The organism is Citrobacter arsenatis (genome assembly GCF_004353845.1).
Classification (GTDB): Bacteria; Pseudomonadota; Gammaproteobacteria; order Enterobacterales; family Enterobacteriaceae; genus Citrobacter; species Citrobacter arsenatis.
On record NZ_CP037864.1, the window covers coordinates 4002449 to 4016134 of the forward strand.

The window sequence follows — 13686 nt, forward strand, 5'->3', positions numbered from 1 at the left end:
GGTAGGTAAAAACCGAGCAAATCAGGCTCGGAGATACTTAATCAAACACACCATTAATAACCGCGGTGACAATCGCCGTGCTCAGCGCAATCAACACCAGGTTGTCGCCAACAACCTGCCATTCATATCCCGGATAATATGGCAGTTGATTCAGCATGGAAGTTGGAACGCTTTTCTTAGCAATCCCCGGAGGAAGCGGTTTTCCTCGCGCCAGATTTTTGGCGATGCCCGGAGGCAGCGACTTATAGCCCGTCAAACCATATCTGACGGCGTACTGCCTCGCCACGTTATAGCTGATATCACTATCAACATGGTCCGGCTTACCATAATTTTTACGCTGTTCTGATTGCGAGTTGTTTTTTTGGCCCGGATTTCCTTTCTGGCTATGACCACTATTTCCCTTATTCCCACTATTACCATGGTTGCCACTATTACCATTTCCGTTGCCATTACCGGGGTTAGCCAATACAGGGGTAGCACACATCGACATCGCGGCAACGGCAACTAAAGCCATTGCTAAAGTACGGAGCCTGGACATGATGATTCCTTAAGATGTGAAGACATATAAAAATGTACGATATTGCATGAATACTGGCTATCGCTATAACTCCGATTTATTGGCAAAAAAGCGCTCTCTTTTAGCCTGGCGTAAGCGTGCGAAAACCCGCATTTGAAGTTTACCCCGCCATCTGTTAACACAGAACAACACAACACGTATCACATTTCGCCCTCACTACGGTGGGGTAAAATTCGCCAAAGATGTTGCAGAACTGCTAGAAATTCTTTCCCTTCTGTCGGCTGGTGTTAAACTGGAAAGTGTGATCTTCATCATAACCTGCTTAAACAGAGAAAAGAGACACTGCTATGCAACATATCATTGAGGGCTTCCTCAACTTCCAAAAAGAGATTTTCCCTCAACGTAAGGAACTCTTTCGCAGCCTGGCATCCAGCCAGAATCCTAAAGCGCTTTTCATCTCCTGCTCCGATAGCCGCCTGGTGCCAGAACTCGTTACTCAGCAAGAGCCAGGGCAGCTTTTTGTTATCCGCAACGCCGGTAATATCGTACCTTCTTTCGGACCGGAACCGGGTGGCGTCTCCGCGACAATTGAATACGCGGTTGTCGCACTTGGCGTGACGGATATCGTCATCTGCGGACACTCCAACTGCGGCGCGATGAAAGCGATTGCCGATAGCCAGCCTTTAGATCCGATGCCCGCAGTGGCTCACTGGCTGCACTATGCTGATGCCGCGAAAGCCGTCGTCGAGAAGAAAACCTGGGATAATCCAATCGATAAAGTTAACGCCATGGTGGAAGAGAACGTTATCGCGCAGTTGAACAATATTAAAACGCATCCCTCTGTGGCTGTTGGACTGCGTAATAACGCGCTTCGCCTGCACGGCTGGGTGTATGACATCGAAAGCGGTGAGATCCGTACCCTGGATAAAAACAGCAAAACCTATGTTTCTCTTGCTGAAAATCCGCAGGTGCATTTCGAGTAATGTCTTCCCTGGAGCAAGGATGCTCTGGAAAATTTTTCCTCCTTTTGTGCTATAGACAAAAACCGCACTCACAGCTAGTTTTTAAATAGCCGTTAGTGTTTTTGCTTCGGCCTTCGCTCATCCATTCAGTATTGCAGCAGATCACATATCTGTTGCCTTAAAACAGCTGTTCATTTGAGTGTTTTTTCAAAATTCTCTCACAGCGATTTCAACTCTGATCATGGTGCAAGCGATAAAAAGGAGCTGGCGAAAATGCAAGCGAAATTACAACGAATAATAAACATGTTATTTTATCATGAGTCGTGGGATATCATGATTGTTAAGGATCATGGCTCACACTTATTCCCCGATAACACGCTGGAAATACTGAGTAATTCCGTTGCGCAGCAGTTAAAAAAGAAATACACGTTTCAAGCCGATCCTTTTATTATTGAAAAAGACGACAAACTGTATGTTTTTTATGAAGCTTTTAGCTTTCGCAACTCAAAAGGCACACTACGATGTCGTGTTCTTGATCGTGAACTGGTTGAGCTTGATGATGTCAGGCTTGAGGGCTTTGATGACTTAATGTGTCACTTGTCATTCCCTTTCCTGATTCATATCAACGATCAGCTTTTCATGATCCCGGAATCTTCAGAAAGAAAAGAGGTAATACTGTTTCAGTCGGTTGAGTTTCCTGCACGCTGGAAGAAAATTAAAGTTTTAATATCGGATACCGAAGTAACAGACAGCGTCTTTTTGTCACTTAATGAAAGCTGTTATCTTTTGTCCACCACAATGGATAACGAAATAGTTATTCATTCGGCAGATCATATTTATGGGCAATGGCAGCGGATCACCCCTTCATTGAAGGTAAGCAATCACCACCATAGGGGAGCAGGCACCCCTTATCTGGCTAATAACAAAATATACTTCCTCACCCAAGAATGCACGCCTGAAGTTTATGGAAAATCCATATATATCAAAGAACTAAATAAGCTAAACAACGCTATTTTCGATGAAAGCCTGATCGAAAAAATCAACGCCTCGATTAACCACAGTGACGGTGTCCATACGCTGAACTTCTCTAATAACTATATTGTTTACGATACAAAAATATACAAGTTCAGTTTTTTATCTATACTTAAAAAAATATCTTATAAGTGCATGATGAGGTATCGCAACTATTTCCTTACCAGACGTTACCAATAGCACATTCTCTACGGTAGTGGCATGAATCAATTCCGTTTCATAGAATTTATCTGGAGTCTGTATGGCAATTCTTGTCACTGGTGGTGCAGGTTATATTGGTTCACATACTGTTTTAACGCTACTGGAAAGAGGCGATGATGTCGTTGTCATCGATAATCTGTCTAACGCCAGCAGAACCTCGCTGGACAGGGTCGCGGAACTCACCGGAAGAGTACCGACTGTCTATATCGCCGATGTTCTCGACAGACAAGCATTAAAAATCATTTTTGCCGACCATAACATCACCGATGTCATTCATTTTGCTGGGCTCAAATCGGTTTCAGAGTCGATAAATGAGCCTCTCGCCTACTATCAAAACAACGTCACCGGAACGCTGGTATTACTGGATGAGATGCAGGCCGCAGGCGTTAATCGTTTCATTTTTAGCTCATCGGCCACAGTTTATGGTGATCCGCAAAGCGTGCCGCTAAGCGAGCACTCGCGCACGGGCGGAACCACCAACCCGTACGGTACCTCTAAATTAATGGTCGAGCAGATTCTGGCCGACTTCTCACGCGCGCAGCCTGATTTCCGTATTACCTGCCTGCGCTATTTCAACCCGGTCGGCGCCCATCCTTCGGGTCGGATTGGTGAAGATCCTAACGGTATCCCCAATAACCTGGTTCCGTACATCTCCCAGGTTGCGATTGGCAAGCTGGAAACCGTGTCGGTGTACGGTAATGACTACCCCACTCCCGACGGTACCGGCGTGCGTGATTATATTCATGTTATGGATTTGGCTACCGGGCATCTGGCCGCGCTGGATTGTCAGAACAAAGGTGCTGCCTACAAGGTAATTAATCTCGGCACCGGAGTTGGTTATTCCGTAATTAATCTGATTGAGGCGTTTGAGAAAGCAGCACAGACCAAAATTAACTATCAGTTTGTTAACAGAAGACCCGGCGACATTGCCGAATGCTGGTCCGATCCGTCGCTGGCGTACAAAGAGTTAGGCTGGAAGGCCGTCTACACTCTTGATGAAATGATGCGTGATACCTGGAACTGGCAAAAAAATAACCCGAATGGTTATAGCATCTGATATCTCAGCCGCGAACCAAACTTTCAGGCACGCTGCTGAGTATGGCTAGCGTGCCGTTATCGCTGATACGCGATACCAGCCGCTGGTCTGCCTCCCTTCATTGGCGAAGTTAATTCTCGGTGTACCGGATTTATCCAGCATTGCGACCTCAATCGCGTATTGCCCTTTCGCCAGCCGTCCCGGCATAGGCAACGCATAGCTGACCTGATAATTTCCGGGGAGCCAGCGTCTTATATCATCCGCCGCTTTCCCCTGCGCAACGACCTTATTAGCACTATCTACCACGCGAAATGCCAGCGCGTAAGGCCGGTAAATCGGTGCGTTCCCCTCGTTATACCAGGTGCTGTTCAGTGTCAGCGTAGGTCCACTATCCCACGCAGCCTCATGGCTCAAAGACGCTAAGCGAAACCGATAGCCCAGTTTGGTCAGCGCATCGTCGACAATCGGCCGGTAATCGCTGGGTATCGCTCTCGATTTCAGGTTGATGGTACTGGCGTGCTGCTTGACCGCCCAGTCAAAAATCCCCTGTACTTCTGCACGCGTGTAATGAAAGGAATTCTTCCAGTCCTGCATATAAGAGCAGATCTCCAGACTGACCGGCGCACGTTTCCAGGCATCATTAAACCCGGAATAACTCTGCTGTGCTGCCAGTAATCGCTGCGGGTAATCATCAGCCATATGGCTCCAGGAGTCTGAAAATACGCGCAGGTCTCCCCAGCAATCCGCCCGCCATCCAGCCCCTCGCGCCACCGCATTCGCCAGGCTTTGCCCACCGCTTATCAACATGACTTTTGGCGTCAGCGGAAAAGCAGAAAAATGCATGGCGACGTAGCGGTCCAACTGCGCCGTGGTGTAGTGCTCGAGGAGTGCCTGCAGATCGGGGAAATTGCTGTTATGCCACTCTCCCCAGGAGCCCACCATGCCGATATCCACAAAAGCGAGATTCTCATTACCGTCGTAACGTTTACCCAATGCGTTGAGCAGACGCTGGCTGTATTCAATAAACAGTGGGTCGTCTAAATTCGGGACAAAAGTTTTTTTATCAGTTGTCCAGGTGCCTTTCACGCCCTTTTTAATCAGCCAGTCGGGAATTTTTGTGCCATCCCCAGGGTCGGCAAGCACCATAAACCGCAGTCCAACATTCATCGCAGGACGATGCGCCGCCGCGTATTTGAAGGCATCATCCACCAGCGCAAAATTATACTGACCTTCAACGGGTTCCAGGTCTCGCCAGTAAAATCGCTCGTATTCAAATCCGGTGTTGGGGTAATCGGCAAGCCCCAGGGTTTCACCGTATCCCTGATGAAAACTTGCTACACCAATCCCCGGATTGGTCAGCGGGCCAGTCACGGCTTTAGGGGTTACGGTCGTTAATGCAGACATGACCGTCAACGGAAAGGACAGCAACAACAGCGCAGAAACCCATTTACACTTCATCGCAGTGACGCCCTCCACAGGTGTGTTAACGCTAGCGGTCTTTCAGGCTTAACCACCAGTCCCAGATACCCACGTGAAAATTTTGGAACACATCAATACCTAAAGCAGATTTGATCATATACAGCGTCAGCAATACGCAGCAGGTGACAAACAGCACAGCTATCAGCAACAAAAAAGTGAGCAACATTCTCGACAGGGTCGATTCCTGGCGATGCTGGCGACGTAAATCCCGGCCAAACAAAAAAACCAGATAATACCGCTTACTGAAAAAGGGAAAGCTTCGGCGAATATCGATCTGATGCCGCGAAGCCAGGGTCGATGCCAGGACAGCATTTTCCACCCCTTCTTTTTGTTCAGCGGTCAACCCCTGCGCAATCGACTCATCAAGATGAGCATAAAATCGTTCGATGACGGGAGGACGATTTTGAGGACTGGTCAAAATTAACCTATATCTTTATCAATTGAGTGGTAGACGTTAACCGTCTTTTTGGCGATTTCATGCCAATTGTAATTTTGCAAATATACACCATAGTCCACGCTATTTGCTGTCGCCCCCTGGGCTAATTTTTCGGCCAGACCGGTCACATCCCCCACCTTAAAATAGGCCTCGGCGGGCAGTTGAACTTCTAGGTTAGCCGGAATATCACTGACGACGGCAGGAAGAGAAAATGACATCGCCTCCAGCAGCGCAATAGGCAATCCTTCATGGTATGAAGGCATGACAAACAGCCTGGCCTGCGAAAATACCGCCTGCAGCTCATCGCCGCGTAAAAAACCGGTCATCACGACGCCTGGCGTGTCGGCAGCCAGTTTCTTGAGACGAATGCTGTATTCGGTCGGATGATCCGCATCGCCTATCAACACTAACGGCATGGTCAAACCGCTACGCTGATAGGCGGCGATGGCATCATGCATCCCTTTTTCTTCCACAAATCGCCCAACCACCACAAGATAGTTTTTCGGCTGTAGTCCAAAGCGGGAAAGCGTATTGACGATGGTCGAGTCAGATAACAACCGCGGCTCGTTCACGCCATTGTGAATTAAATGCGCATCATAGCGAGCGTGTTTTTTCTGGATAAGTTGATTAATAACGTCAGAAATCACAATCACTTCGTTGGCATATCTCACCGCCCAACGCTCGCCCAGCAGCAATATTTTTTTGGCAACGAACCCCCATTTCTGACGATCGTAATCAGGTCCATGGTGGGTGAAAACTACCTTCTTCCCTAACACGCGTAATAATGGGATCACAAGGCCTGGTCCGATAGCATGGACATGCACAATATCCGAATGGTCGATACATGTCCTAAATGCCGCCAAAACGGAATGGACAATAGCTTCCAGCGAACGCTTTTTGGGTGCCCACAGCGCGTAGGTTTCGACTTTCTTATATATTGACCGTTTGTAATTTACATACGGCGAGCGAGCAATCACGCATATATCCACGTCGAACTGCTGCTTAATCGCAGGATAAAGATTCTGACAGTGTGTCTCCACGCCGCCCAGCACATCGGGAATACCACGGGTACCAAAAACCGTTATTTTTTTACTCATACTATGGCCTGTTCAGCAGTTCTTTATAGAGCGCCTGTAGGGTATCCATATGTTTACTCAGAGCATACTTTTCACTCAACCGCGCACGCCCATGTAAGCCCATGACCCGCGCTTTCTCTGGCGAATCAACAAGTGTGTCCATCGCGTTTGCCAGCTCTTGAATATTGCCCGGTTCGAATAAAATCCCTTCGATACCGTCACGGATTTGTTCCGGGATGCCGCCGATGCGCGAGCCGATAACCGGCTTGCCCAATGACATCGCCTCTAAAATCGCCATAGAGCAGTTTTCATAACATTCAGAGGGAAGAATCACCGCCCGCGCATGCTTAATAAGCTTGTCGAGAGCGTCTCCTTGTTGCACATAACCTAAAAACTCAACATTCGGGTATTTGGCTACTAACTCATCATGCAGCGGGCCATGTCCGACAATTTTCAGCGGCGCGTTGTTGTGCATTTTCTCATGCGCCGCCAACAGCGTTGCCACCCCCTTTTCACGGCTCAGGCGACCGAAATACAGCATATAGCCCTCATCGCTTGATTCATCCAGAGGACGGGTGTCATCAACACCATTGACGATGACATCAATACGCGAATTCGGCAGGGTGCGCAGCAATACGCCGCGTAAAAAAGCGCTCGGCGAAACGATGACATCCAGCGCCTGGTAATTTTGCGCAATATATTGCCAGGTCGCCTCTAAAGAGAGCAGCAGGCTTTTTGCGGCTGAGCCTTCCTGGCAACGATATCTGAAGGCATTGAAAACCGTCCCGGTGATACAAGAATCACACACTTTACCGTCACGCAGCATCGAATAGGCGGGACAGACTATCTTGTAGTCATGCGCGGTCAATACCGTTTTGCAGCCAAAATTACGCGCAACTTTAATCAACGCCGGCGTTAACTGATGGTAAATGTTATGAAAGTGGACGATATCCGGGCGTTCTTTTTGTAGTAGTGCCAGCATCTTTTTGCAGGCCTGCGAATTATGAATAAAGTTAACCGCCGTTTTGAGTCCGCCCAGCAAGTTACTTTCTTTGTGGTAGTCCACGTTACTGACAAAATAATCCGCATAATCTGAAGGGAAATTTTTCTCATGCTGCATTGAGAAATCAATAACCTGCACTCCAGCCTGTTTCAGCATATCGCGCTCTTGAAAATAAACCGTTTCCGCGCCGCCTTTAATGAAAAAAAACTTATTCACTAATAAAACTTTCATTGCGCCAGCCTTAGTTATTCATGAATGATTTTGCTGTCAGGCGGAGTCAACGGATCGCGTACTGGTTTAGTCAGCCCCTTAACAAGCCCGGCAGAAAGCACGGCCAGGTTCATTACGCTCTGCAATCCGTTCAATAACGATCGATTCTGCACGGTTTTCAGGACAATAAACGCCAGCAACGGCAAAAATGCAATGTCGAAAAGTTCGAGATTGAAGGTCACCGCCGCAATAAACAAGGCAATCAGATAAACAGAAAAAATCGCCTCATTCTTAACCATTTTTAACGCCTTGCCGAAATAAGGTTTTCCCCAGGCACAACGTAAAAGCTCGCCCGGAGCCTGATAGTATCCGCTTTTCCAGCGGTGCTTGAGCATTTGAAAGGTCGGCATGGTATGCGAAGTATGAATAAAGTACGGAATATTCAGACGACGCAATTTATAACCCGCATCAAGCAAACGCAGACCCAGTTCGGCTTCCTCGTAAGCGTGCAAATTACGGTTGGTAAGGTAACCAATTTTATCAATCGCAGATCGGCGATATAACCCGCCACCGCCTAAATGGTCGCTATCCCCGAGCGGATAGATTTTATTAATGCGCTGCTTGCGCGATTTAAATTCATAGTTAACGGCATCGTCCATTTCAACGGTTCCCGCGACGCCTGCATATTCCGGTTCAGCCTGCAAAAACGCGACGGCCTGATCCACAAAGCCCTCTTCCAGCTCCATGTCGCCGTCCATCAGCAACAAATATTCGCCTTCACTATACAGATAACCCAACTGATGCCCGACGCCGCAACAGCGATCGTCTGGGTTAGTTAAGGACACCACGGTAGCCCCTTTATCGATCGCAAGCTGTTGGGTGTTATCCGTTGACAGGCTATCAGCCACTATAATTTTATGAGGATAATCAACAAGCTGTCGACGAATGCTGTCGATCGTTTTCTCAATACATTCAGATTCATTGAGTGTTTTAATACTCACTGAAATAAACGGTTTTTGGTCCATACAATTACCCTACACAGCGAAGGACGGTTCGACGAATCACTAAACTTGATCCTAGTGATAAATAGAACAGGAATTGTAACATCGGTGTAATCATCAGTATCTGGCTGTAAGGTAAGCTAATTAAGCAACTGATAGCAAAAGCGTTAAACGCCGGTGCAAAGCTCAATAACTGGAGATCCTGCTGGTCCAGTTGTTCAAGCGTCAGTAATGGCTTTGGCTGACAAACTTTCAGGATATAAATGAATAAGCTAATAAAGAGTAACGTGCCGATCACTCCCACTTCCCACAGCAGCATACTCAGGGAAGTCGAGTCGAGAATTAAGTTATAGATGATATTCAAAAAGCCCGGCGACACCGTACTTCCGCTGTTAGTCGCGTTGAGTCCGTAGCCAAATAACGTCCCTGAAAGCCCCCACAGATCGTTATTTTTCAACCAGAACAGGAACGTCGTAAAGCGCCCTAACTCCCCGGTAGACATAATGTAGTTTGGGTCAAAGATATAGCTTAAGGAGTCGATGAAAATGCTTAACGAGCTTTTCGACGGATCGCCGCCAAACGCGGAAGAATAATAGTACGCGAGGATCACTATCGACAGGCTAATAAGCAGCAACATGCCTGCCACAATCACCAACAGCGTCTTCAGATTAACCTTACTTACATCTTTAACGTAGCTTGGCGAGATCCACACCCACGCCAGAAACAGAGGTGATAGCAGAATGACGAACTTCACTTCACCAATAATACATAACCCAATCCCTAGAACAATGTGCAACGCCATGGACTTAAACGTGGTCAGCCCGTGCTTATACTCAGAGACTTTTAACAACATAATCAACAGGCAAAACAGGCCCATTGCGGCAGTGTTACCGCCCCCCATGGGGTCCCCGCCAAACGTGCCAACCACGGAGTCCCATTTCTCATCTTCACCCCGTACCGCAACGCGCTGGGGAACGACCAGTAAAACCTGATAAATCATGACCGGGATCTGCACGTAAAACACCCAGTACAAATAGCGCGTTGCGCGATAAATTTGCGACTCCCGACAAAATCCCAGCAGTAAACAGACCATGACCAGCGACAATGCGATTTCGTTTTTAAATGCCACAATCGCGACGGTGATCCCGCCCTGAATCAGCGTCGATATGCCGGCCAGTAGCAGGAACGAAAAGTACAACGCCAGCACAATCGTCTCCTGCGCATCCAGTTGCAGTGAGCCATCACGCGTCTGCATCACCAATAATCCCACCATCAAAAGGGTCAGGAAAAAGGGGATCCATAGCACCGACTGCATGCCGGTAAAGTATTGCACCAGGCCACACAGGATCAGCGTGACAAAGGTATAAACCTGCAAATAGTATCCGGTATTCAGCGTCATAGTATCACCGGCTTATCTTTCAGGAGATTGGCTCGCTTATTCATTTTCTGGTAAATGAAGGCGTAGCGAATAAATGTCAGTGAAGAAAACAGGATGACCGACGTAGCATAATCTTTATAAAAATAGGGGACGACGACAAAAGCGAATACCACGATCGCCAGCTGTTCCAGTTGGATACGCAAAAAATAGCGGTGGGAGCCAAAAATAAGCTCAATTACCGTCAGAGGGCTTATCGCCAGCGCCGGGAACAAATAGGGCAACATGTAGCGCGACGTCTCAATGGAGTTAATCCAGTCTTCGCTAAAACCGAGGCGCATCACAATCGGATAGAAAATAAACACCCCGAGGGTACAGATGACACCCAGCACCAACAGCAGCATTCGCACCCTGGTGTATTCCTGATAATTAAAGGTGTTATTTCTGAAGTCGATAGACCATTTGGAAAAAATAGTATTGCGCACCGCGTTGCCGATGATCACCACCGGTGCCAGGCAAAAACGGCTAACCACGGAAAAATAACCCGCCGTCAGCGCCGAAAACCAAAAGTTAATCAGCATAACCGGCAAATTGCTGCTGGCCATCGCCAGCACTTCTGCGCTGCCTACTTTGGTAATGTGATGAATATTTTGTTTGAAAAAATGCCAATTACTGGCGGGGCGCAAATGTCGGGCCGCCACTGAACGAATATCAAACGAATGCAAAATACAGCTTATAGTCAGCACCATCGTTGCGCAGGCCCATGACCAATAAAACAGCTGCACATGATGCGTAACCAGAATCGAAAGTAATACCACCACCGAGACAGAAATGCGCTGGAAAATCAGAAAACCAAAGTTGGCCGTGCGTAGCGCCAGGTTTTCTGAGATTAAAACCCACGCCGTTGCCAGCGTCAGCAAATAGAGAAACAGGATGTTCTGGTGAAACAGCCACGCGGTCAGTACGGCGTAAGGTAGGGCAATGATCGTGCTTTGGATCAGGCAAAACACAACGTTCTGTACCAGTTCGTCGTCGTGCTGCTTTGGAATTAAAAGCTGCGATGCAAAGGTACATACCTGAGCGCCTACCACGGCGATGCTGTAGTTGAGCGCATATAGCCCCACCTCAGCCATATCGTACTTATGTGAAATCAACCAGATAGACAGCGCACCAATCAACTGCGAGATGACTGATGAACCGGCTATCGTGGAAGCGCTCTTCAATAGACTCATACGCGGCCTGGCGTCGTCATCAGTTGATCGGTACTAAAGTTGAGTGAACGTAAACCTTCTTGCGTCTCAAGATCTTTTTCTTCAACGGCATTGAGCACTGCGCCGATCACCACGCCGTTATTTTCTTCGATCTTATCCAGCGCGTTAGCGATGCGTCCCGCCGATCCTTCCCCGGCTTTCACGACGAACACAACCCCATCAACGGCTCGTTTGATCAGTTGAACATCCTGGCTCTGATTCACCGCAGCAACATCAATAATGATGCGCTGATAACGCGATTTCAGCTCGCGCATTAACGACTCAAGGTGCCCGGACGACAGCATCAGTAAAGAAGAAATGGTGGCCTTGCCGCGCGGAATAAAATCGAGATTATCACTGAGCGTGATGCGCGCCTGTTCGAGTTGAGCCTCCCCGCGCAGCAGTTCCGCTACGCCTGCGGATGTAGCTGACGCCAGCTCTGAAGAAAGCCCACCCGTATTAAAGAAATCCGCATCAATAAGCAGGGTTTTCTGGTCGAAGCTAAAAGAGTTCGCTAACAGATTCGCCAGTAAAGATCGTCCATCACCGTGATCCGTCGACGCCACGACGAGCGTCTGTAATGGTCGATTATCCAGCATAATTCGGGTACGGATACCGTGCACAATATCGGCATTCAGCGGGTTCTTCAGGATCATGTCCCGCACCTGCGCGCGCTCTGATGTTCCGCTAAAACGACGGATTTCGCCAAGCGGGACGACGTTCAAACGTTTTTTCATTCGGCTCAGGGTGCCGATTGAGTTATCCATTGCCGCTTTGACAATGAAATACATGATACTGAACACCACCACCACCATGACCACCATTACCAGCAGCAATGATTTATTCGGCTTCGCCGGTTTTAACGCAGGTACGGCAGGGTCGTATAACACCGCATCGGCATTCACGCCGGAAAGCGACAGCTCCTGAGTACGCTGATAAAGCGATTTATACAGGTCTTCCATTTTATCTAACGACAGTTTTTGACTGTTCCAGGCGTCCCGTTTTGACGCCATTTTCTGGAAGATCTCTTTCTGCTCAGCAACCTGTTGCTGATAGTTCTTTTCATCCGCCAGTGCCGCCAGATATTGCTGACGTAATCCCACTTTCAGCTCACCCAATACTCGTCCGGTCTGGCTTTGGATCGACTGAACATCGGCCTCTGCTTTTAAAATAGCGGGGTTTTTGGGCCCATAGACTTTGCGCAGTTCAGACAACGTACGCTGCGCCTGAATTAACGCGATGCGTAAATCTTGAATCTGGGCGTGGTTAGAGACCGAAGGTAGCGAGATAATGCTCTCAACGGACTTGCCTCCCCCATTTACCTCGTTATAGACGGATTCAGCGGCAACACGACGCTGGGTCGCATCGGCGAGACGATTGGTCACAATACTTAACTGCTCGGTTTCAAAACCATCAATACCGCGAAAGGTCAGCAGCCCGGCATTTTTCAGATAGCGGTCCATCTCTTCTTTTTGCTTCGCTATCGACTTCTGAATCTCTTCCATTTTTTCATAATTCAGTTCGCGAGCTTTCTCTGCTTTTAGACGCTTTTGCTCCACCGTATAGTTGATGAAGGCCTGCGCCACGCCGTTGGCGATATCAGCCGCAACCTGAGGCGATGTTGATTCATAGGTAATGGAGGCCAGGTTCGTCGTACGAATGCCGATGACATTCAGGTTTTTCGACAACGTTTTCAGCGCTTGCTCCATTCTCTGTTGCCGACTTTCACTACTATCTTCCCCCTGAGCACCGGCTTTTTCACCGGTAAACTCCGGGTTTTCATCCAGCTTCATATCGCGAACGGCTTGCTCGAGCACAATGCGGGAATGCATCAGCGCATATTGCGTTTCATAGTAACCACTGCGCGTTGAATCAAAACCATCAACCTGCGGAAACGGAGAAACGTTATCGGCCTGCGCTTTAATCAGCACCGTCGCCGTTGAAACATACTTTGAGGACATCATGCTGATTAACGGATAAGCAACGACTCCGGCAACGATACCGGCCAGCGCGATTTTCCAGGCGTTCTTTTTCAGCTCTTTGGCAAAGCGGGAGAGTTCAACGGTGCTTTCTCGTTTTTTGCCGTTTTCCACTATAGATAGTTTCAT

12 protein-coding genes are annotated in these 13686 nt (G+C 48.2%); 3 read left to right on the top strand and 9 right to left on the bottom strand.

Annotation, left to right across the window (positions count from 1 at the left end; all coding sequences use genetic code 11):
* Positions 1-37 precede the first annotated feature (37 nt).
* The gene (locus E1B03_RS20280; protein WP_133086807.1) at positions 38-538 is read right to left on the bottom strand and encodes an anti-virulence regulator CigR family protein; all 501 of its coding nucleotides are present in this window, start codon (positions 536-538) and stop codon (positions 38-40) included.
* A gap of 326 nt (positions 539-864) precedes the next feature.
* Here E1B03_RS20280 and E1B03_RS20285 point away from each other — a divergent pair, with 326 nt between their 5' ends.
* From E1B03_RS20285 to galE, 3 genes are all read left to right on the top strand, one after another.
* Positions 865-1500, top strand: coding sequence for a carbonic anhydrase (locus tag E1B03_RS20285; protein WP_103769261.1), 636 nt, complete (start codon positions 865-867; stop codon positions 1498-1500).
* A gap of 252 nt (positions 1501-1752) precedes the next feature.
* Positions 1753-2691 (top strand): glucosamine inositolphosphorylceramide transferase family protein, encoded by a 939-nt coding sequence (locus E1B03_RS20290; RefSeq protein WP_133086808.1) that lies wholly within the window; start codon positions 1753-1755, stop codon positions 2689-2691.
* A gap of 61 nt (positions 2692-2752) precedes the next feature.
* Positions 2753-3769: a UDP-glucose 4-epimerase GalE gene (galE, locus tag E1B03_RS20295; RefSeq protein WP_133086809.1), complete on the top strand. Its 1017-nt coding sequence runs from the start codon at positions 2753-2755 to the stop codon at positions 3767-3769.
* A 45-nt stretch (positions 3770-3814) separates the two neighbouring features.
* Here galE and E1B03_RS20300 read toward each other — a convergent pair whose 3' ends face one another.
* From E1B03_RS20300 to E1B03_RS20335, 8 genes are read right to left on the bottom strand one after another with little or no spacing between them, the layout of a single operon-like run.
* On the bottom strand, positions 3815-5206 hold the full coding sequence (locus E1B03_RS20300) for a DUF4832 domain-containing protein (protein ID WP_133086810.1): 1392 nt from the start codon (positions 5204-5206) through the stop codon (positions 3815-3817).
* A 31-nt stretch (positions 5207-5237) separates the two neighbouring features.
* The gene (locus E1B03_RS20305; protein ID WP_103769257.1) at positions 5238-5645 is read right to left on the bottom strand and encodes a hypothetical protein; all 408 of its coding nucleotides are present in this window, start codon (positions 5643-5645) and stop codon (positions 5238-5240) included.
* Between the two features lie 2 nt (positions 5646-5647).
* Positions 5648-6760, bottom strand: coding sequence for a glycosyltransferase family 4 protein (locus tag E1B03_RS20310; RefSeq protein ID WP_133086811.1), 1113 nt, complete (start codon positions 6758-6760; stop codon positions 5648-5650).
* Between the two features lies 1 nt (position 6761).
* Positions 6762-7973: a glycosyltransferase family 4 protein gene (locus tag E1B03_RS20315; RefSeq protein WP_103769255.1), complete on the bottom strand. Its 1212-nt coding sequence runs from the start codon at positions 7971-7973 to the stop codon at positions 6762-6764.
* Between the two features lie 14 nt (positions 7974-7987).
* Positions 7988-8977 carry a glycosyltransferase family 2 protein gene (locus E1B03_RS20320; protein ID WP_103769254.1) on the bottom strand — a complete coding sequence of 330 codons (990 nt, stop codon included), beginning with the start codon at positions 8975-8977 and terminating at the stop codon, positions 7988-7990.
* Between the two features lie 4 nt (positions 8978-8981).
* Positions 8982-10352: a capsular biosynthesis protein gene (locus tag E1B03_RS20325; RefSeq protein ID WP_103769253.1), complete on the bottom strand. Its 1371-nt coding sequence runs from the start codon at positions 10350-10352 to the stop codon at positions 8982-8984.
* Positions 10349-11560: a lipopolysaccharide biosynthesis protein gene (locus E1B03_RS20330; RefSeq protein ID WP_103769252.1), complete on the bottom strand. Its 1212-nt coding sequence runs from the start codon at positions 11558-11560 to the stop codon at positions 10349-10351. Before E1B03_RS20330 ends, E1B03_RS20325 begins: the two co-directional genes overlap by 4 nt.
* Positions 11557-13686 carry a GumC family protein gene (locus E1B03_RS20335; RefSeq protein WP_133086812.1) on the bottom strand — a complete coding sequence of 710 codons (2130 nt, stop codon included), beginning with the start codon at positions 13684-13686 and terminating at the stop codon, positions 11557-11559. Before E1B03_RS20335 ends, E1B03_RS20330 begins: the two co-directional genes overlap by 4 nt.